The organism is Larkinella rosea (assembly GCF_003858635.1).
GTDB classification, from domain to species: Bacteria; Bacteroidota; Bacteroidia; order Cytophagales; family Spirosomataceae; genus Larkinella; species Larkinella rosea.
This window is the reverse complement of sequence record NZ_RQJO01000011.1, coordinates 439739-462203: the sequence shown is the minus strand read 5'-3', so window position 1 is coordinate 462203 and position 22465 is coordinate 439739. Positions and strand designations below refer to the sequence as shown.

General features: G+C 52.4%; 12 protein-coding genes. 4 read left to right on the top strand and 8 right to left on the bottom strand.

Going from position 1 to position 22465, the window contains the following annotated elements; genetic code table 11:
• Positions 1 to 23: 23 nt before the first annotated feature.
• Positions 24 to 1445: an efflux RND transporter periplasmic adaptor subunit gene (locus EHT25_RS25765; RefSeq protein WP_124878062.1), complete on the bottom strand. Its 1422-nt coding sequence runs from the start codon at positions 1443 to 1445 to the stop codon at positions 24 to 26.
• Positions 1446 to 1568: 123 nt separating this feature from the next.
• Positions 1569 to 3083, bottom strand: coding sequence for a TolC family protein (locus EHT25_RS25760; protein WP_124878061.1), 1515 nt, complete (start codon positions 3081 to 3083; stop codon positions 1569 to 1571).
• A 67-nt stretch (positions 3084 to 3150) separates the two neighbouring features.
• On the opposite strand from EHT25_RS25760, the gene EHT25_RS25755 reads away from it, so the two are divergent.
• A complete protein-coding gene (locus tag EHT25_RS25755; RefSeq protein WP_124878060.1) occupies positions 3151 to 3972 on the top strand; it encodes an aminotransferase class IV in 822 nt (273 codons plus the stop codon).
• A 7-nt stretch (positions 3973 to 3979) separates the two neighbouring features.
• Here the strand turns inward: EHT25_RS25755 and EHT25_RS25750 are convergent, their stop codons facing one another.
• Complete coding sequence (locus tag EHT25_RS25750; protein WP_124878059.1) at positions 3980 to 4669, bottom strand: ABC transporter ATP-binding protein; 690 nt, start codon at positions 4667 to 4669, stop codon at positions 3980 to 3982.
• Positions 4670 to 4707: 38 nt separating this feature from the next.
• Here EHT25_RS25750 and EHT25_RS25745 point away from each other — a divergent pair, with 38 nt between their 5' ends.
• On the top strand, positions 4708 to 5154 hold the full coding sequence (locus tag EHT25_RS25745; protein ID WP_124878058.1) for a hypothetical protein: 447 nt from the start codon (positions 4708 to 4710) through the stop codon (positions 5152 to 5154).
• Between the two features lie 43 nt (positions 5155 to 5197).
• On the opposite strand, the gene EHT25_RS25740 is transcribed toward EHT25_RS25745, so the two are convergent.
• Positions 5198 to 7582, bottom strand: a complete 2385-nt coding sequence (locus tag EHT25_RS25740; protein WP_124878057.1) for an ABC transporter permease — start codon at positions 7580 to 7582, stop codon at positions 5198 to 5200.
• A 218-nt stretch (positions 7583 to 7800) separates the two neighbouring features.
• Positions 7801 to 8844 (bottom strand): DUF4097 family beta strand repeat-containing protein, encoded by a 1044-nt coding sequence (locus EHT25_RS25735; protein WP_124878056.1) that lies wholly within the window; start codon positions 8842 to 8844, stop codon positions 7801 to 7803.
• Between the two features lie 473 nt (positions 8845 to 9317).
• Here EHT25_RS25735 and EHT25_RS25730 point away from each other — a divergent pair, with 473 nt between their 5' ends.
• A complete protein-coding gene (locus EHT25_RS25730; protein WP_124878055.1) occupies positions 9318 to 10019 on the top strand; it encodes a LytR/AlgR family response regulator transcription factor in 702 nt (233 codons plus the stop codon).
• A gap of 33 nt (positions 10020 to 10052) precedes the next feature.
• On the opposite strand, the gene EHT25_RS25725 is transcribed toward EHT25_RS25730, so the two are convergent.
• From EHT25_RS25725 to EHT25_RS25715, 3 genes are all read right to left on the bottom strand, one after another.
• Positions 10053 to 12479, bottom strand: coding sequence for an ABC transporter permease (locus EHT25_RS25725; RefSeq protein WP_124878054.1), 2427 nt, complete (start codon positions 12477 to 12479; stop codon positions 10053 to 10055).
• Positions 12480 to 12572: 93 nt separating this feature from the next.
• A complete protein-coding gene (locus tag EHT25_RS25720) occupies positions 12573 to 14966 on the bottom strand; it encodes an ABC transporter permease (RefSeq protein WP_124878053.1) in 2394 nt (797 codons plus the stop codon).
• A 96-nt stretch (positions 14967 to 15062) separates the two neighbouring features.
• Positions 15063 to 17447 (bottom strand): ABC transporter permease, encoded by a 2385-nt coding sequence (locus tag EHT25_RS25715; protein WP_124878052.1) that lies wholly within the window; start codon positions 17445 to 17447, stop codon positions 15063 to 15065.
• A 499-nt stretch (positions 17448 to 17946) separates the two neighbouring features.
• Between EHT25_RS25715 and EHT25_RS25710 the strand changes: the two genes are divergently transcribed.
• A partial coding sequence (locus EHT25_RS25710; RefSeq protein WP_148095907.1) for a beta strand repeat-containing protein occupies positions 17947 to 22465 on the top strand: 4519 nt, incomplete at its 3' end.

Sequence of the window (22465 nt, the reverse complement as noted above, 5' to 3'; positions counted from 1 at the left end):
TCTATCAGAATTCCCGGTTGTTGTTACTGGTCGGTTTTTTCCGGTTTTTTGTCTTTAGACGGATCATGTTTAACTACCGGATCGCCATCTTTCAAGCGTTTCGAGACTGCGATAAACGGCCCGGACACAACCTCCTCGCCCGCTTTCAGTCCCGATTTAACCTCGATATTTTCAAAGTCGCTGATCCCGGTTTTTACTTCCCGCTGAACGACTTTGCCGTTCTGATGGACAAACACAATTTCTTTGACTTCCTCCTTCTTCGCCGGGGCCTGATTAGCCGGTTTTTCGCCGTTGTTGTTATTGTTATTATCGTCGTTCGGGTTGCGGTTCATGGCTTCCTGAGCGGCTCCCCGGGTGGTTACGGCGGCAATCGGAACGGCTAAAACGCCCGGACGACGGTCGGTGATGACTTCGACAGAAGCCGTCATCCCCGGTTTGAGTGGGTAAGTACGCTTGGCCCGCTTCGCCATTAAATCCTTGTACGAACTGTTCAGCACTTTGATCCGAACCTCGAACTCGGTTACGGCATCCGTCGACATACTCGACGTGGAACCCGTTGCACCACTGGCGGCCAGACCGTTGGCGGTATTGGCAATTTCGGTCACAATGCCTTTAAATTTCCGACCGGTTGTCGAATACGAGTCGACGTCGATGTCCGCCGTATCGCCCAGGCTCACCCGAACGATGTCGTTTTCGTTGACGTTCACCCGCACTTCCATGTTGTTGAGGTTGGCAATCCGGAGCATTTCCGTACCCGCCATCTGCGATGTTCCCACGACGCGTTCGCCCAACTCGACATTGAGTTTGGAAACCGTACCGTTGACCGGCGCGTAAATCGTGGTTTTACGAAGGTTTTCAGTGGCATCGCGCAAACCAGCTTCGGCACCGGCGACGTTGAATTCAGCGGCTTTGATGTTGGCTTCCGTCGACTCTATTTCCTGCTGTGCTACGTTGTAATCGGCTTCGATCTGCTCGAAATCCGAAGCCGAAATTACTTTGTCGGCCAGCAGTTTCTTATTCCGTTCGTAATTCGCTTTTGACCGGATCAGTCGCGCCCGGCCCTGAGCAGCTAACGCCTTGGTTTGCAGATACTGAGCCCGGCTGGAGTTGACTGTGGCGCGGGCGCGGGCTAAGAGAGATTCGTAGTTATCGGGGCGAATTTTAAGCAATAACTGCCCTTGTTTCACCGAATCGCCTTCGGCAACGTATAAAGCAATAATTTCTCCTGAAACGTCCGGACTGATTTTAACCTCCACTTCCGGTTGCACCCGACCCGAAGCACTCACCCGTTCGATGATGTCTACTTTTTTAACTGCGGTAAAATCAACTTCCGCCGGTTTAGCTTTACCAATCAGGCCGGTTTGCTTGGCGGCTACCAATCCGCCTACCAACAGAATAACAATACCACCGAGTATCCACCAGATGCGGTTTGATTTACGTTTCATAGGAGATGAACAATGAACAATGAATAATGAATATGATTACCGGCGAACCGGAATGAACAAGCGGGTAATTTACTGGTTACAAACGAGCCCGCAAATTATTCATTTTTCATTGTTCATTATTCATTAAAATGACAACGGTTTATTTTGGTAAAAATCTAGAATCTTGGTTCTGAATACGTAATCGAACTTGGCCTGCACCAGATTGGCGCGCGAACGATCCAGATTGTTTTTGGCAATGTTGTAATCGACGGAGTTCAGCGCTCCGGCATTAAACCGGCTTTCAGCTGCCTGGAACGCCTTCACTAACGACTCAACCTGAATCTGCGTTGACCGGTACCGATTGGAAGCCGCCAGCATATTGGTATAGGCGGTTTCGATATTCTGGCGGAGGGTCAATCGGGTATTATCCGCAGTAATCTCCGAGGTTTTCTGGTTAATGGTTGCGTTGGTAATCCGGTTACGAGCCACAAACCGGCCGAAAATCGGAACGTTCAGGTTCAGTGAAGCCCCTCGGTTCAGGTTGTTGTTCAATTGCTCACCATACGTAAAATTCTGATAGGTGTAGGCAGGATTGACAACCCCAATAGTTGATGTAACGCCATTCATCACGACCGTCAGCGGAACCAGTGTTGTGCCATTTTCAAACTGTTTCTGTCGACCCACGCTCGAATACAATGTGCTGATACTTCCGCTCAAAGTCAATGTCGGAAACAATTGAGCTTTAGCTACTTTTACCCCTTCGGCATCACTTCGTACCCGTAGTTCAGCGGCTTTCACGTCCGGCATAAACTGGAGCGCCGTTTCGTAAACCGCCTGTGCAGTAGCCGAATAGGGTTCCAATGTTGGATCATCCAACTGGTATCTTTCTACTTCCAGGCTACCGGGTGTGGGAGCACCACTATTTCCGGCTGGCAGGTTCATAGCTTGCAACAAGGCCAGTTTTGCCAGATCCAGGTTATTCTGGGCATTGACAACAGTCAATTCATCGTTGGCAACCTGGGCGCGGAGGTCGTAAAGCTGTGCTTCGGCCAGCGTACCGGCATTCACTAATTTGGTAGTACGATCCAGTTGCCCACGGGTTGTTTCAACTTGACGACGGGCAATATCGAGTTGCTCCTGATACGTCAGTACATTCAGGTAATTCTGTACGACTAAAATCGAAACATTATTCTGAATGGCCTTTAAATTCATCTGAGTTGATTGCAGAAATAAGTCATTCTGCCTAATCGTCTTTTGCAGCGCCAAACCGTTGAATACCGTTACCTGCCCCGAAAGCTGATAGTTATTGGATGTTACCGACGACTCCACAAATTCGTTGGTTGCCGGGTTGATGTTCCGGCCAGAACTGAATGATTGACTTCCAAAACCGTTTATACTCGGCAAAAGATTTAATTTCGACTGGCGCAATTGCAGCGCGCTTCCCTGCACGTTCAATTCTCCCTGCTTGATTTGCAGGTTATTCTGCAATGCAATATCGATACATTGCCGTAACGAATACCGTTGGGACGCCGGAGCCGTCTGACCGCTCTGCACGGTTGTCTGGGCATTCGTTGCATTGACGATAAGCCCCAGTAGCGATGCCAGGATCGTAACCTTAAACCGGATCACCGGGCTGTTGTAAATAGTAAATCGCTTCATGGTTGTTCAATGTTACAAAGTATCTTGCGTACTGATGAATTATTTTAGATAAACGGTGAAAATACAAATGAACGTGGTTTTAAACGGGGATGTACAGTCGGAAGAGGCCATTTGTCTTACGCCAAACGACCGGGCATTCCAATACGGTGACGGCTTGTTTGAAACCATCCGGTACGAGCAAAACGAAGTCCGGTTCTGGCCGGATCATTACGACCGGATCACCCGCGGCATGGACGCCTTTTCGCTCCGGCTACCGGCCCAATTCGACCGGGATTTACTGCTTTCCCAAATTCTGGACCTTCTCAAAATCAATAATCTGCTCCATCAACCGGCACGCATCAAACTCCAGGTCTGGCGGCAGCCCGGTGGCCTGTACACGCCGACCAGTTCTCAGGCCAATTTCCTGATTACCGCCCGGTCCGGCTCGGACTTTGCCGTCACGGAAAAACCGGTGGTTGGCGTTTTCGATGCCTTCCGGTTATCGCCCTCAGCGGTTTCGGCCTACAAAACGCTGAACGCCTTGCCATACGTGCTGGCCGGAATTGCCAAACAAAAGCACAACGCCGACGACATGATTTTGCTGGACACCCACGGGCATTTAGCCGAATGCATTGCCTCAAACCTCTTCTGGATAACTGATAACCAACTCTTTACGCCAGCTCTCGAAAGTGGTTGCATCGACGGAATTCTGCGTCGGCAACTGCTTCGCTTGGCCCCGCAACACGGTTTTTCGATTCACCAGGGGCTTTTTTTGCCCGACGTTCTCGCCAGAGTGGATGCCGTTCTTTGTACCAATGTCAGCGGAATCCAGTGGATTCGGCAAATCGGTGAAACAACGTTTGATAAATCGCCCCAAAACCGGCTTCAAGCGGTTTTCGCGAATTTATAAAGTTGCGTTATTCCCGCTCGACCGAAACCGGGAAGGATTCCAGCCAGCCGTCTTTCAACCGCAAAATCCGGTTTCCATATTCCGCATTTACTTCCGAGTGCGTCACCTGAACGATGGTTACGCCATCTTCTTTATTCAGTTTTTTGAACAGCTCCATAATCTCCTTCGCGTGGTCGGAGTGCAGGTTTCCGGTGGGTTCATCGGCAAAAATCACCTTGGGTTCAGACGCAACGGCGCGGGCAATCCCGACCAGTTGCTGCTGCCCGCCCGATAACTGCGTCGGGAAAAGGTCTTTTTTGGCCACCATGTTAAACCGGTCGAGCAATTCGGCCACCCGGCTTTTCCGTTCCGACGACGACAAGCCTTTGTACAACAGGGGCGTTTCGATGTTTTCATACACCGTCAGCTCATCGATCAGGTGATAAGCCTGAAAAACAAAACCGATGTAATTGCGGTGCAATTCCGTCCGACGTTTCTCCGACAGTTTCTGTACCGGCTGGTCAAAAAACAGGTACTCTCCTTCCGAGGGTTCTTCCAGCATTCCCAGGATGTGCAGCAGCGTGGATTTACCCGATCCCGACGGCCCCATGATGGAAACAAATTCGCCTTCGTTGATGTCGAGGGAGATGTTACGAAGCACGTATGTCTTACCGAAACCGGCGGGGTAGTACTTGGAAACGTTATGTAGTGAAATCATAATTGGGTATATTTGAAAAACTGTAAATCCATTTAACTATGTATTACACAGGTGATGATGTTCCGTTTCTCGCCCGTGAAAAAATGGGTACCAATGCTCCGAAACAACATCAACGGGTTATTGGTAAACTGATGTTGGGATTAGGTTCTCTCTTCTACTCCGAAAAAACAATCCCTTTTGAGCCGTTTGTTGAAACAATGCTTGACGAGGGAAAAAGCAGCCCGACACCTGACCTTTTACTCTATGACAACGGAACGGATCAAACGCCCGTTATAATTGAAATATGCCATTCGGCTGGTTTACAAAATGATATTGAAAAAGTCATTTGGCTTACGGACAAAAATAACTACGGCATTCGCGAAGCCTTTGTTTACAATTACAAAACCTTGCAGTGGCTTCGATACCGCAAAGGCGACGCTGGCCTGACGACAGAATCTTCTTATTCGGAAATCCTCCAGATCAACCTCAACGACTTTTTAGAATGATAGATGATAAATTATCAATCTATTGGTGCCATCATTCGCTAACCTACTCACTCCGTAAACTATCCGCCGGATTCGACAACGCGGCCCGGTAGGTTCGGAAACCGATGGTTAGCCCGCCGAGGCCCAGCAACAGGCCGATGCAACCGCCCAGTGTTTCAAAACCGATCGAAACGTGGTAGGCAAAATTAATCAGAAAAGCCATTCCGGCCAGATACCCCAACGGGATTGCAATTGCGCCCGCAATGAGCAGTAATTTAACAAAATCCCAGGATAACAGCCAGATGATCTGCCGAACCTCTGCGCCCATCACTTTCCGGATGCCCACCTCCTTGACGCGGGTTTCGGTCGTATACGTAACCATTCCCAGCAGGCCCAGGCAGGCAATGGAAAAGGCCAGCGCCGTCAATAAACCCATGAAATTCACATCGTCTTCGTGACTGTGCCGCTTATAGAGAAAATCGCTGTACCACTCGCCCGCAAATGGCTCGCGCGGGTTCAAACTTTTCCAGACGCGCTGCACGCCGGCCAGCGTGGCGTCGGTAGTTCCCTCGGCAATCCGGACATTGGCATACCGAAACCGCTTGGGCTGGTATTTCAGAATCAGGGGCTTGATGGGCCAGTTAAAGGTGGTAAACCGGAAATCTTTGATGACCCCGGCAATCTGCACTTCCGTGCTATCGTTTAGCCAGAGCGATTGACCCACTACCTCCCGTGGATTGCCCATCCGGAAAGCTTTAACGGCTTCTTCATTGACCAGCACAAACCGCCCCAACGAACCTTCTCCGATCGTATCCGCAGCCATTTCCGGCAAATTCTGGCCCGCCAGCAACGTCAGGTCCATATTGTCGATAAAATGCGGATCGATGGCCGTTGTAAAAGCGACAACCGAATCGCCACCGGATTTCTGCCGACGTACTCTCCGAAGATCACCACCGTGGCTGCCGAACAGTTCCGAGGTTGCCGATACGCGTTCGACGCCCGGAATCCGGTTTAATTCATTCGCCAGCCGTTGGTAGGGAACGTTGTTCAGAGGAATATTCAAAATGCGTTCACTCCGAAAACCGTAGTCCGCCGTCGCCATGTAATGCTGTTGACGCGCCATCGACACCAGCGCGATCATGGCAATCAGGGCGATGGCAAACTGCGCCACAATCAACGACTTACGCAATGTGATGCCTTTGAAAACTTTCAGACCGGTCTGGCTTCGCAATACCTGCGCCGGCCGGAAACCGGATAACACCCGTGCCGGGACGAATCCCGCCAGCAAACCGGTCAAAACGCTGAACCCGACAAAAACCGCCCAGAGCTTTGTGTTCAATTTCACCCCTCCGATCAGCCACTGCTGCACGAATGGCATCGGTTCGATCAGCATCAGGAGCAAATAGGCGACTCCCAACGCGAAGAGCGACAACACCACTGATTCGGACATAAACTGCCCCATCAACTGCCAGCGTACGGCTCCGGACACTTTCCGGATACCAACTTCGCGGGCGCGACTCAGCGAGCGGGCCAGCGTGAGGTTGACGTAATTGAAAACCGCCAGCAACAGCGTTAGCAATCCAACGGCCATTTCGGTAGCCAGTTTGCCCCAGGTTTGCTCCCAGGTTCCCATTTCCAGATCTTCACGGGAAGGTGAAAGCCTGGTCATGGACTGCGCCCGAAAGGTGTATCCTTTCTCGGACTTAAAGCGAATGTCTTTGGTCGCCCGCGCGGCAATGGTCGGCAGGACTTTTTCCAATTGGGCAACCGTCGCCCCTTTTTTCAGCAAAACATACGTATAACCGTTTGTGTATTGTTTCCAATCGGTTTGCAGCTGTTTCCGGTTTTCCGTCAAAAGTGTCGGCATCGAGATCACCAGCCCGAAGCGAAGGTGTGAGCGGGTTGGAAGTTCCTTGAATACACCCGTGATCGTTATTGAACCAAATTCTTTGGTATGAATGACCTTACCAATCGGGTTCGACAGGCCGAAAAATTTCTCCGCCGTTTGGGGTGTCAAAACCGCCGTATGGGGTTCTGTGGCCGGTTGCCCGGTCGCCAGTTTATAACCTAAAATAGTAAAAAAGCCCGGATCGACAGCGCAGTAATAGTCTCCCAGCTTTTTCTGATCAACGGTAAATTCGGCGTATTCCCGAATTACCCGGGTGGTTTTCTCCACAAAACCGTACTCCCGCTTCAAACCATCGGCCAGTGGCAGGGGCGTGGTGGCAAATGCCGCAGTCTGGTTGTCATTGCTGGTGACATCGGTCAGAATCCGGTACGTCCGATCAGCATTCGGGTGAAAATTCCCGTAGTCAAAGGCACCTTTGATGTCGATCAGCGCCAACAGACACACCATGATTCCGGATGCCAAACCGACGATGTTAATGAAGGAAAACAGTTTGTGTTTCCAGAGATTGCGAAAAGCGATGACGACGTAATTGCGAAACATGCGGTTGTCAGATGGACGGAATGCTTACCAAAGACTCAAGGCTTATGCCAGAAAAACAAAAGGCTGGTAATTAACCGAATAGGCACATTAAAAACAAAAGAGTGTCCGTCACCGGACACTCTTTTGTTCACAAACGGACAGGAAGAAGTTAAGAATTAAGAGTAAAGAGTTGGCTGGCGCACATAAGCATGCGTCAGCCAACTCTTTACTCTTAACTCCTAATATCTGTTTACGCGTACGCTGCCGCTGCCGGCTGAAATGCGGACGGGCACACCACCTCCGTTCAGGCGACCCCGAACGCGGTCTTTTTCAACGGTTCCGTCGAATTTGCTCAGGGGAATATCGACCCGGTTTCCGGACAGATCGAGGTCGATGCCCTGGTCGAGGGGCAATTTCACATTCACACTGCCCGGACCGCCCGACAGCCGGACGTATTCGCCCAGTTTCGTAATTTCAACGTCCATACCGCCACCGCTGGTACTGGCTTCGACACTGCCCGAAATGCCGGACAACCGAACCGATCCGCCACTGGTACCGGCTACCAATTCGCCTTTGACGCCATCACCTCTGACGCTGCCGCCACTGGTGCGGGCGTTTACCTTACCACTCAGATTGGCCAGGTGAACGCTGCCACCCGAGGTCCGTAAATCCAGGTTACCGTCTGAATCTTCGGCGTGGATCGAACCGCCACTGGTCGACAGATCGATGTCTTTGCGGCAATGATCGAGGTGAATGCTACCGCCCGAGGTCCGGCCTTTGATCAGTCCTTCGACACCGGTCAGGTGCAGACTTCCTCCGCTGGTTCCGAAGTTCTGGCTCCCTACCAGATTGCTCAGGCGGATGCTACCCCCGCTGGTGTGCAGATCGGTCGCGAAATTCTTGGGCGTATATACTTTGAACGAAATATTGATCGAGCGTTTCCAGTCCCAGTTGTCGTTCCTTTTCCGTTTAGCGGTTGCAACAACGGTATTGTTTTCAACACCCAGTTTGATCTCGTATTCTTTCAGGCGCTCGTCGATTTCGTCCTTGGAAAGTTTATTACTCGGCCAGTTGTTGCCCCGAACGTACATTTCCACTTTCACACCACTCGACTGGCTTCCTTCCACCGAAATGCTACCGCCGGAAGTCTCTACCTGGACGGTGTTCAGGCTGCCGGTGAAGTTTTTGGTATCGTAGGGCGTTTCGTCTTTGTCCTGAGCGATGCTTGGGTAGGAAAAGGCAAGGGCGGCTAGAGCGGTTAATAGGAAAGATGAACGTTTCATGGTATTTGTCTTGTGAGATTAATTGAGAGTTTGCAGAAAAGATGCAGAATGCACTACCGGAGTTGCATGACTCCGGCTTATTTAGGTTGGCAAAGAATATACCAAAAGACCTAATCTGTTTTATTTCAGTAGATTAACAAATAACCCCAGTAAAAAATTGTCCGGGATCGGACGGATTAAAACTCCGGTTTTCGGATATAGCGGTTTTGTCCAGATCGGATGGGCCTCTTTTTGACGGTTATTCTGAATATGATAAAAAAATAATCTGTAACGGTTTTTTAACTAAGTAGCACAAAATCGCTTTTTCTACCCATGAACAGAACTTTTAAGCCCATAAACAGATAAAATGAATGAACTACAGAACCGCAATACAACAGTGTACCATACGCCATTGTAACGAAATCGACTACCTTTAGACTGGCTTACAACCGGATTTCGGATTACCGAACTGACTGCTAACGACTTGTTGATATATGAATCAACGCCAATGCCTCATCGTTGAAGACTCTGCCGCAGCCGTTGCGGTTTTGGAGGAGTATATGTCCCGGGTTCCCTTTTTTTTACCGCCCGATGTGTGTAAGTCAGTGGCTGAAGCGATGGTTCTGCTCCAGACCAAAAAATACGATCTGATTTTTCTGGATATGCACCTTCCAGACCTGATGGGTCTTGAGCTGTTACGCGGTTTTCCGGAACCGCTTCCGGTTATCGTCACATCCGCTCACCCGGATTTTGCCGTGGATAGTTTTGACCTGAACGTTGCCGATTACCTGGTCAAACCGTTTACACTGATCCGGTTTATGAAGGCCGTAAACCGGGCGTTAAATGTCCGGTGTGCGTCGGTCGACCCGCTTGACCCGCCCTATACGTTTCTGAAAGCGGGCCATACCGTCCAGCGTTTCGATTATAACGATATCGATTACCTGCAGGCTTACGGCGTCTACTGCAAGATTGTCAACCAGCAGAAAGTAACGGCCGTCAACGAAACCATCTCCAGTTTGGAAGCGATTCTTCCCAGCCAGTTATTTCTGCGGATTCACAAATCGTACATCGTCAATCTGGCTAAAATTACCAGTTATTCGTTTCGGCAGATTACGCTCGGCACCACCCAAATTCCCATCGGAGCCGCCTATCGGGATAATTTCCAGGGTTTTCTGACTTCCCTCGGTAACCGATAAAGAGGGCGGTTTTAGCGTTTCAAAAAATAAACCTCATTCGCTCCGCAAACTCTTCACCGGATTCGTCAGCGCGGCTTTGATCGACTGAAAACTGACCGTCGCAAACGCAATCACGACGGCAACCAGGCCCGCCAGCGCGAATACCCACCACGGCACGTCGATTTTATACGCAAAATCCTGCAACCACTGGTTCATGCCGTACCAGGCGATTGGTGTGGCAATCAGGATGGCAATCAGAACTAAGCGCAGGAAATCCTTCGACAACAACCCGACAATGCTCGCCGTTGTGGCACCCAGCACCTTCCGAACCCCGATTTCCTTGGTGCGCTGCTCGGCCATGAAAGCCGCCAGCCCGAACAGGCCCAGACAGGCAATTAGAATGGCCAGCACCGAGAACGTCAGCACGATCTGGCCGACGCGCTGCTCGGCGCGGTACATGGTATCAAAGCTATCATCCAGAAAGGAATACGTAAAGGGCATTCCGGGTGCCATCTGCTTCCACCGTGCTTCAATCTGGTTGACCAGTGCCGGTATATCCCGGCTACTGAGCCGGAACGATACCGCGCCTTGATTCGGGTTTAACATCAAGGCCACCGAACCGATATTCTGCCGCAGGGATTCAAAATGAAAGTTTTTCACGACACCAATAATCGTGTACGTTTTGAAGACTTTTCCTTCGTCGTCCAGCATCCGCCAAACCCGTTTTCCGATGGGATCTTTAAAGCCGAAAACCTTCACGGCGGTTTCATTCAAAATGATTCCGGTTGAATCGGCACCGAACTCACGCGAGAAATTCCGGCCTTCTTTTAGTTCCATGCCCAAGGTCGGGATGTAATCAAAATCGACACCCCACTGCTGCGTCGAAACCGCTTTGCTCTGATCAACCTGACCTTCCGGAAACAGCGGACTGTCGCTCCGGTTTGAGGGTACGGGCAAATAGCCGGACACGGAGCCGTTCACCACACCGGGCAGTTTCCGCACTTCGTCTTTGAAAGCCTGGGTCTGTTTTCCCAGCGCGTAGGCTTCGTTGATGGTCAGCACCTGATTGCGGTTGAAACCCACTTTGGTCGTCTGAATAAAATGGATCTGGCGATAAACCACCATTGTGCCGACAATCAGAATAACTGACATCATGAACTGGAAAACCACCAGCCCGCTCCGCAAACCGGCACTTTTCAGCCCCAGGTTGATTTTGCCTTTCAACACACTAATGGGTCGGAACGACGACAGGAAAAAGGCCGGATAACTCCCTGCCAGCAAACCGACTCCCAACGGCAGGGCGAGCAAAACCGGCAGAAACTGCGGAACAAACAGGTTGTCGATGGTCAGTTGCTTGCTTGAAATGTCATTGAAAAAGGGCAACGTCAGCGCCACGATCACCAGCGCCAGCAGCATCGACAGAAGAGCCATCAGCACGGATTCGGTCATAAACTGCCCGATCAATTGCCTTTGCACCGATCCCAGCACTTTCCGGACGCCCACTTCTTTCGCCCGGTTGGCCGAGCGGGCCGTCGAGAGATTCATGAAATTGATGCAGGCAATCAACAAAATAAAAACCGCCACCGCCGAAAAGGTGTAAACGTACTGAATGTCACTGTTGGGGGCCAGTTCGATGTTCTGTTTGGAGTGCAGGTGAATGTCGGTCATCGGAATGAGTGAGTAGTCGATCCGGTTCCCGGATTTGCGCAACTGGTCGATCGTTGTGCCAACAAACTCCTGAGCCTGTGGCCCCACGTATTTCTGAATAACGGTTTCAAGATTCCGGCTAAAGCGCTTTGGATCAACCCCTTCTTTCAGGAGAATGTAGGTTTGATGGTTATTGCTGAGCCATCTTCCCCACTCATAATTGTCGCTCCGCATGCAGACAAAAAAATCGGTACGGAAATGGGAGTTGGTCGGCATGTCGCGCATGACAGCCGTCACCCGGTACGAAAACTCATTGTCGAACAGCAGCGTTTTTCCGATTGGGTTCTGATTCCCAAAATGCCGTTTGGCCGCCGATTCACTGATCACCACCGTATTGGGTTCGACCAGCGCCCGTTTCGGATTGCCGACTACCAGCGGCAGCGTAAATACATCGAACAACGTCGAATCGGCATAAATGATGTCATTTTCCCGCAGGTTGTTCGGTTGCCCCGTCTGCTTGACGAGAAACGTCCCCCGCCCGTGTAGCCGGACGAAGTTTTCGACCTGCGGATAATCTTTCAGTAACGTCGGCCCCATCGGGTCGGGCGATGTGGCCATGTGCATATCGTTGCCGCCAAATTTGATGTCGGTATTGATCCGGTAAATCCGATCCGCTTTTTCATTGTAGCGGTCGTAGCGCAATTCGTCAACGACATAAAGCGTGATCAACAGGCAGCAGGCCAAACCGGTAGCCAGCCCAAAGATGTTGATGAATGTAAACCCGCGCTGTTTGCGAAGGTTCCGGAGGGCGATTTTGAGGTAGTTTTTTAACATAGAAGGAAAAAGGATTAAAGGATGAGAGGAGGACTGGATGAAGGAGTTTGATTCATATCTTTTCCTTTCATCCTTTCCTCCCTTTCTCCTTTTTTATTCCGAACGAAGTGACTTCACCGGATTCGTATTCACGGCTTTGAAAACCTGTAAATTGACGGTGACCAGCGTGACCAAAACCGCTGCTACTCCGGCAACGACAAACAGAATCGCGCTTTGGTCGGTGCGGTAAGCAAAACCATTGAGCCAGCGGTTCATCAGGTACCACGCCAGCGGGCTGGCAATCACGAAGGCAATCACGACCAGCTTGATAAATTCGCGGGACAGCAGGTACAGCAACGATCCGGTTTCGGCACCCAGCACCCGGCGAATCCCGATTTCCTTCCGGCGTTGCTCGGCCGTAAAAGCCGCCAGCCCGAACAAGCCCAAAACCGCAATGAACAACGCCAACACCGTAAAGTGGCTGAACATCGTCGCAAAGGCCTGTTCGCTGCGGTATAGTTTTCCGAAATCCGCATCCATAAAACTGTAGTCATACGGTGTTTCGGGATTGACCTGTTTCCACGTTTTTTCGATAAACGCCAGCGTTTCCGGCGCATTGGCGGTGTTGATTTTAACCGCCAGTTGGTTGTTATTTTTGTTGTAGAGCATAAACAACGGCTCCACTTTATGTCGGATCGTGGCGAAATGAAAATCTTTGACCAATCCAACCACCGTATAAGGAGTCGCATCCGTTGGATTGGGGCCGGAGGGCAGCCGAACGATTTTGCCGATCGGTTCTTTCCAGCCCAGCATCCGCGCCATTTCTTCGTTGATCACCATTGACGAAGCCGAATCCGCCGGAAAATCCAGCGAAAAATTGCGTCCTTTCAGGATATGCATGCCCATCGTTGGCACAAATGATTCATCGACCGCCATTACGCTGGCGATGTAATTCGTGGTCGACGGTTTTCCTTCCGGCACAAAGGTCGTGCGACCCAGTTGCTGTCCCATTCGGTTGCTGGTAGTGCCGGTAGCAATAATGTTCGGATTTTGTTTCAGTTCGGTCTGCAACGTTCGGGCGCGGGCCGAAGCCTGCTGGCCTTTGAATGGAATGGAAATGAGCTGCTCACGGCTAAAACCGAGGTCTTTACTCTGAATGTAGTTCATCTGCCGAAAAACCACTCCCGTTCCGACCATCAGCGCAATGGAAATCGTAAACTGAATCACCACCAGCGACTGCCGGAGCCGAATACCGCTATCGGTATTTTTGAAAGCACCTTTCAGCACCACCACCGGACGGAATTTCGATAGAACAAAAGCCGGATAACTCCCCGAAACCAGGCCCAGCAGCAACACAAAACCGATTATTCCCGAAAGGGCCAGCGGGTTCAGCAAGGATTGCAGGGTAGCATTCCGCTGGTAAATACCGTTCAGAACCGGCAACAGCACTACCGCCAGTCCAACCGCCAGCACCGCCGAAATGACCGTCACAACGATCGATTCCAGCAAATGCTGCCAGATCAGTTGCGTCCGAACGGCGCCGGCTACTTTGCGCAAACCGACTTCCTTCGCCCTTCCGGTGGCGTGGGCCGTCACCAGATTCATGAAATTGACCGCGGCCAGTAACACCACCAGCAGGGCAATCGTGCCCAGTACATACAGATTGGCCGCATCGGTTTTGTTGGCGTTGTGTTCGAAAAGAATCTCGCCCGAGTTGAGGTGTACGTCTTTCAAATACTGCAAGGTCGGGACAAAAAACGCGTACCCCTGGTTCTTATCCGCCACCTGCTTGAGCTTCGGAATGATCGTGTTCAGGTCGCGATGCCGATCCAGCAGCAGGTAACTGTAGACGCTGATGCCGTTGAAGGACGTCAGAAACCGGGCAAAATTCGTATCGCCTTTCGCCGGAACCAGCGAGCGGAGCATGTCAAACCGCAGGTGCGAGTTCGTCGGCGGATCGGCCATAACGGCTTTGACCTGCAGATCCAGCGTACCGGTTTTGACGAATTTTCCGACCGGGTTTTCGGACCCAAACAGTTTTTTCGCCAGGGTCTCGGTCAGAATGACGGTTTCCGGCTCGTCCAGAATCCCCTTCGTCGAACCGGTCAATACCTTGTAGTCAAAGAGTTCAAAGAAAGAACTTTCGGTGCGCAACGTTCCTTCGGAACTAATCAATTTGTCGCCCACTTTGAGCGAAATCCGCCCCTGATCCGAAATCCGGACGCTGTTGACCACTTCGGGCAAATCGCGTGTGATGGCCGGAGCCAAACCGGGGTAGCTTACCCCGACCAGCTTACTCTTGACGCCCTCGGCCTGATCGATGGTCAGAACCCGCACAATCCGGTCTTTCTTGGTATTAAAACCGTCGTACGAAAAATCCTCGTAGACAAACAAAGCGATCAAAATGCCAGCCGCGAGGCCCACGGCTAGTCCGGCAATTTTGATCACGGAATAAAACCGGTTTTTGGTCAGATTCCGTAAGGCGATTTTGAGGTAGTTGTTGAACATAAGAATGGAAGTAGGGAGAAAAGGAAGAAAGGAGGCAGGTAGTATGGAATTCAGGTTTTAGCTTTTTCCCTTTACTCCTCTCCTCCCATCCTCCCTTTATTCACTCCGAAGTGACTTCACGGGATTGGCGATAGCGGCTTTGACGGACTGGTAGACCACGGTGATCCAGCAGATCAGGAGCGTGATGACACAGGCGGCCACAAATACCCCGACGCCAATGCTGGTTTTGTACGGAAAATGCTGCAGCCAGCGATCCATCGAATACCAGGCCACCGGGATGGCGATGGGAAACGAGAACAATACCAGTTTCGTAAAGTCTTTCGAAAGCAGCAGTACGACACTTGACACCGACGCACCCATCACCTTCCGGACGCCGATTTCCTTGACGCGTTGCTCGGTCGTGAAGGTCGCCAGACCGAACAGACCCAGGCAGGCAATCAGGATGGTCAGGGCGGAGAACGCCGTAAAAATCCGGCCACGCAGTTCATCAGCCCGGTAGGCCGATTCGAAATCCTGATCCAGAAACCGGTATTCGAACAACTTGTCCGGGTAGGTTTCACGCCATTTCTGGCCGATAAATTCGATCGCTTTGTCGGCGTTTTTCGCGTCGATTTTAATGTGCATCACACCATTATTCGGGCGGTACAGCATGATCATCGGTTCGATGGGGCTGTAGAGCGACTGCTGGTGGAAATCCTTCACCACGCCCACGACCTTTGCTTCCGGTGGAGCGGGCTGACCCGCCTGCGGCAATCCACCCAACAGCACCTTTTTGCCGATCGGTTCTTTCCAGCCCATGCGTTTGACAGCCGCCTGATTCACCAGCACGCCGTTGCTCGTATCGGCCGGAATTTTATCCGAAAAATCACGGCCATTGACGACCTTCATTCCCATCGTTTGCAGGTAATCGTGATCGATGCCCATCGGTCGGAAGCCCATTTCTTTCAAACCGGTGTTGGATTCAACGCCAAAAATAATCCGCCCGCCAATGTTGCTGGTGGGCGAGGACGCTGTGGCTACGCTCCGAATGTTCGGATTATCTAAAAGTGTTTTTCGCAACGCGTTATACCGTTCGCGGGGCTGACGATCCTGGTAATCAATCGTTAACACCTGCTCCCGGTTGTATCCCAGATCCTTGTCCCGCATGTAATTCAACTGGTCGTAAACGATCCAGGTACAGATGAGCATGATCAGCGAAATGGCGAACTGAATCACCACCAGCGTTTTCCGGAAAAAACTGCCGCCTTTGGCGTTGAACGAGCCCTTCAAAACCGTTGCCGGTTCAAACGAAGACAGATAGAAAGCCGGGTAGCTCCCGCTGACAAAACCGGTAAACCCAATTATCGCCAGGGAAATCAGAATGAATTGCGGCTGCAGCAACTCCCGAAACTGGATTTCCTTACCCGAAACCGTATTGAAAAACGGCAGCAGTAATGCCACCAAAATCAGGCTTAATGCTAACGCCAGAACCGTCATCAACACCGACTCCGTCAGGAACTGCCCCATCAGCGCGCTCCGGAGCGATCCCATCACTTTCCGCAGCCCAACCTCCTTGGACCGTTTGGCCGAGCGGGCGGTGGCGAGGTTCATGTAATTGATGCTGGCCAGCAGTAACATAAAGAAGGCAACCGCACTGAAAATGTAGACGTAACTGATGTCGCCACCCGCTTCTCCATCCATTTTTGAATACAGGTGAATGCTCGTCAGCGGCTGCAACCGATACGTGATCTTGATACCCATCCGCTTGAAGATCGACGCCATGTTTTTATCGTACAACTGCGGAAACTTGCTTTCCAGGATTTGCGTATCGAAGTTTTTCGGCAAAACCAGGTAGCTGAGGATGTAAAAACCGCCCCAACCGTCGGCCCGACGCTGATTCGGGTTTAACGACATCAGTGCGTTAAAGGTGAAATGGGAATTCCGCGGCACATCTTCAATCACGCCCGTCACCTGATAGGATGTCGTGTCGTTGGTTTGCAGCGTCTGGCCCAGCGCCTTACCGTCACCGAAAAATTTCCGGGCGGTTTTCTCGGTCAGCACCACACTGCCGGGTCGGGCCAATGCCGTTTTGGGGTCGCCTTCGATAAATTTATGGGTAAACACGTCGAACACCGTGGAGTCGGCTGCGTAGACATCTTCTTCGTAAAACCGCTTCTCGCCCTTTCGGAAAGGCACCCGACCGTTGGAAAAAAAACGCACGTAGTTTTGCACGAAGGGATAATCCTGCTTCAGCGATTTGGCCAGTGGTGGCTGTGTGCTTGTCCAGTTGTTGATCTTATCCGGCTCGGTGATGTACGAAACGATGCGGTAGATCTGATCTGCTTTCTGATGATAACGGTCATAGCTCAGCTCATCAGTCACATAAAGCAGCAGCAACAGGCCGCAGGTGACGCCGATGGTCAGTCCCAGAATATTGATCAGGCTGTAGAACTTGTCCTTCAGAATATTCCGCCAGGCAATGGTCAGGTAGTTTCGTAGCATAGGGTCAACAAGAGAGAGCGGTTAGGTTAAACGGAATGATCAACATTCATGCCGCACCAGAAAACTCACTGATTTTCAGCCAATTACCAGATGAATTTACATTACTTTGTCCGAAATCGTACAAACCGCTGTCCGTGGATGAACAGAGTCCGTACCGGGCAACGGTTTCGATGAACAGAAACGCAAGGCGCAACGACACGCCGACCTAATCCTTTGGGGTTTGGGAGACAATTTAAAAGCGTATTGGACCTAAGCGGGCAAACTGGCGAAAATGAGCAAAAGAATGTCGGATTTGGACTAATGGAATTGGTGGTAACAAATCAGTTTTGTAGCTGAATTACGTGTTCCGTTTTCAACCTTTTTCGATCGTGTAATACAGCCCGGTATTTTCAGACTCTTCTACATTTTTCAGTCCTGCCCGACATCCTTGTATCTGCCCATGTTGGGCAAGATTGCCTGAACCGTTCCTGGATTGATTTACTTCTTTTACAACCTTACTATGAGAACTAAACCTTTACGATTTCTCTGGTTGCTTCTTGCAGCCATCGGGCTGCTTGGCCAAACAGGGATTCAGGCCCGAACCTTTTCCTACACTAATCCTAACCCAGGTTTGCTCAAAACCGTCGCTCCTCCGAACATAACCACCCAGCCGGTTTCGCAGACGGTGTGCAGTACCAGTCCGGCTAGTTTCTCGGTTGCCGCCACCAATGCGACGGGTTACCGGTGGCAAGTGTCCTACGACAACACCTTCAACTTCCCTTCAAATCTGGGCAATACCGGGGTTTACAGTGGTGCCGATACGCCGGTGTTGACGATCTCCTCGGTCGAGAATCTGAATGGGTCCTATTTCCGGTGTGTCGTAACCAACGGCGGTGAATCCACCAACTCGGACGGGGTGTTGCTGACGGTGACGACGTTACCCACGGCGACGATTTTTTATTCCAATCCGCTTTTCTGTAGCCTTGATGGCAATCAGACAGGAATAAACCGGTCGGGCATTGGCGGAACCGGCGGAACCTACAGCAGCAGTCCTTCGAGTTTGTCGCTCACCAGCAATTTTGGTCAGGTAACACCCGGGAGCAGTACGCCGGGAAGTTACACCGTCACCTACACGATACCAGCGCGCGGAGGTTGTCCGGTAGTGACGGCCACGACCACGTTGACGATAACGGCCGCGCCGACCATTACGGGCAACGCGGTCATCCAGCCCACCTGTGCCACGCCCACCGGGACGATCAGCGTGACGGCAACCGGCAGCGGTACCATCGAGTATTCTCGGAACGGATCGGATTGGCAAACCAGTGGCAGCTTTAGTGAGTTAGCGCCGGGCGAATACACGATTCGGGTTCGGTCGTCGGACAACCTTACCTGTGGTCGAAACATAACGTTCACCCTGAATGCGGCAACGGCGCCTGTGGTGAGCAATCCTACGGTAACGACGGCGTCAACCGGGTCGGCTTTCAGCCAGAATTTCACGGTTCCGGGCGGTACAGGACCTTACAGTTATTCACTGGCGAGTGGTACCCTGCCCACGGGTTTGACGTTGGCAACGACGGGCATTCTGTCGGGAACACCAACGCAGGGGGGCAACTTCACGATTACCGTTCGGGCAACAGGCAGCAACGGGTGTTCGGGCGTCGGACCATCGTATGTTCTGGATGTAACCGCCATACCGGCCGTCGTGATCAATACCGGACCGGTTTCGCAATCGGTTTGCAGCACCAACCCGGCTAGTTTCTCGGTAGACGCCACTAATGCTACCACCTATCAGTGGCAGCGATCTGCTGACAATACGTTCAATTTTCCCAGCATTCTCTCCAATTCGGGTGTCTACAGTGGCACCGATACGCCGGTATTGACCATCTCGTCGATTTCGGGAATGACCGGCTACTACTTCCGCTGCGTGGTCAGCAACTCTGGAGGTTCTGTGAACTCGAATGGGGCTATGCTGACGGTGACGACGCTCCCAACGGCCACCATATTCTATTCCAGTCCGCTCCTCTGTACCGTAGGTGGCTCGCAGGGATTAGTGACACGCTCGGGGAACAACAGCAACGGCGGAGTCTACAGCAGCAATCCCTCGAGTTTGTCGATCACCAGCAATACCGGAATCGTAACGCCCGGCAGCAGTACACCGGGAAGTTATACGGTAACCTATACCGTAGCGGCCAGTGGGGGCTGTCCGGTGGTGACCGCCACAACCACCTTGACGGTGACAGCCCCGCCGACGTCGGCGGGCAGTTCGACTACCCAGCCCACCTGTGCCATTCCAACGGGAACAATCAGCGTAACGGCCACCGGCAGCGGTACCATCGACTATTCGCGGAATGGTACCGACTGGCAGTCGAGTGGCTTTTTCAGCGGGTTAGATCCGGGTTCGTACGTCATTCGGTTGCGCTCGTCGGACAACCCCACCTGTACGCGGAATCTGGGCTTTACGATCAATGCGGTTCCTGCGGGGCCCACCGTGAGCAATCCCGCTGTGACAACGGCGACCGTAGGTGCGGGGTTCAGCCGAAACTTCACGGCGGCAAGCGGCATGACACCTTACAGTTATTCGGTGGCGAGTGGTTCCCTGCCGAATGGCGTAACCCTGTCCACGACGGGCGTTTTATCGGGGACGGCCACCGAGAGCGGCAGTTTCACGATCACGGTTCGGGCAACGGGCAGTAACGGCTGTTCGGGTGTTGGGTCGGCGTATATACTCACCGTTGGTGATGCCCCCTCCGCCGATCTGTTCATCAACAAAACCGATGGCGTTGCGAGTGTCATTCCCGGCGTTCCGACCACCTACACGATTACCGTTGGCAATGCCGGGCCGCAGGCCGTCACCGGAGCCACGGTAACCGATATTTTTCCCGTATCCATCACCTCGGTAGCCTGGACCGCAACGTTCTCTGGCGGGGCTTCGGGAACGGCTTCGGGAACCGGGAACATCAACCAGTCCGTAGCAATGCCCGTGGGGAGTTCGGTGACCTATCAGGCGGTTTGTGCCACCAATCCGGCTTCCACGGGCATGTTGACCAATACCGCAACGGTTACTTCGCCCGGTGGTATTACGGACCCTAATCCCGATAACAGCAGTGCAACGGATGTCAATGCGCTGACTCCTGAGGCTGATTTAACATTTTCGCTTTCCGGTAGCCCCAATCCGGTTGCAGCGGGCAATCGCCTTACGTATACGGGTCAGGCCAGCAATAATGGGCCAAGCACGGCTGGTTCCGTACAGGTGTCGATTCCGCTTTCGACCAGCATCACCTTCTTTTCGCTGAGTGCGCCGGGGGGCTGGAGTTGTACCACGCCGTCGGTGGGAACTACCGGTACGGTTTCCTGTAGTCAGGCCAGTTTTCCAACCGGTGGTACCGCCAGTTTTACGCTGGTTGTGACAACCGCACCGGGTTCGGCGGGCAGTACCCTGATCACCTCGGCAACGATTTCGTCTGGTACGACGGACGGGAATCCGAACAACAATGGGGCTTCGGTCAATACGCCGATTGTTTCGGGCAACGCCAATCTATCGAACCTGACCTTAAATCCGGGGAGCCTGTCTACGGCTTTTTTTGCGAGCGTCGTCAATTATTCAGCCACGGTGGGCAATAGCACAAGCAACCTGACCGTAACGCCCACTGCGGAAAACAGCAACGCGACGATTCTGGTGCGGGTCAATGGCGGGAGTTATAGTCCCGTAACCAGTGGTACGGCTTCCGATCCGCTGGCACTTACAGTGGGCACCAACCCCATCGACGTGCAGGTGACGGCGGAGGATGGCGTGACGACCAAGACTTACCAGATAATCGTTACCCGGGGCATAGAAACACCCCTTATCAGCACCCAGCCGGTTTCGCAGACGGTGTGCAGTTCCAGCCCGGTGAGTTTCTCAGTCAGTGCGGAAAATGCAACCAGTTACCGGTGGCAGCGGTCCAACGACAACACGTTCAATTTCCCTTCAAATCTGGGCAATTCGGGTGTTTACAGCGGAGCCGACACGCCCATGCTGACAATCTCGTCGGTTTCAGGGCTGGACGGCCAGTATTTCCGCTGCGTGGTGAGCAATGAAGGGGGGAGCACCAACTCGGATGCGATACGGTTGACTGTGACCACATTGCCTACTGCGGTTATTAGCTATAACAATACGGTATTTTGCAACAACACCGATGCTGTGGGCCTGGTCACCCGCTCGGGGATTGGGGGCAACGGAGGAACCTACAGCAGTAACCCATCGAGCCTTTCGATTAACCCCAGTTCGGGGACGGTCATTCCCGCGTACAGTCCAGCGGGAAGTTATACGATTACCTATACCGTCCCAGCCAGTAGCGGCTGTCCGGTTGTTACCGCCACCACGGCGTTAACGGTGGTGGCACCGCCAACCTTGACCGGGAGCACGGTTACGCATCCGACCTGTACGACATCGACGGGAATCATCAGTTTGAGTGCGACCGGCAGCGGCACCATTGAATATTCCCGCAACGGCACAGACTGGCAATCCAGCGGAACCTTCAGCAATCTCGATCCAGGTTCGTACGTGATCCAGGTGCGTTCCTCGATCAACCCCACCTGTACACTAAACCTGACCTTTTCAATTAACGAAATTCCATCAGCCCCCTCGGCAGTGATCACCCCTTCGAGTGCGACGCTGACCTGCGCCAGTCCGGCACTGAGTCTGACGGCCAGCGGAGGCAGCACCTACCGCTGGGAAGACTCCTCGACCAACCCCATACGCGCCATCACCAGTGCGGGAACGTATTCGGTGACGGTGACGGCGGGCAACGGTTGTACGGCTGCGGCCAATGTGGTCATTGAGGAAGATCGTCAAGCTCCCTCGGCCGTGATCAGCCCTTCCAGCGCGACACTGACCTGCGCCAGTCCGGCACTGAGTCTGACGGCCAGCGGAGGCAGCACCTACCGCTGGGAGGACTCCTCGACCAACCCCATGCGCACCATCACCAGTGCGGGAACGTATTCGGTGACGGTGACGGCGGGCAACGGTTGTACGGCTGCGGCCAATGTGGTCATTGAGG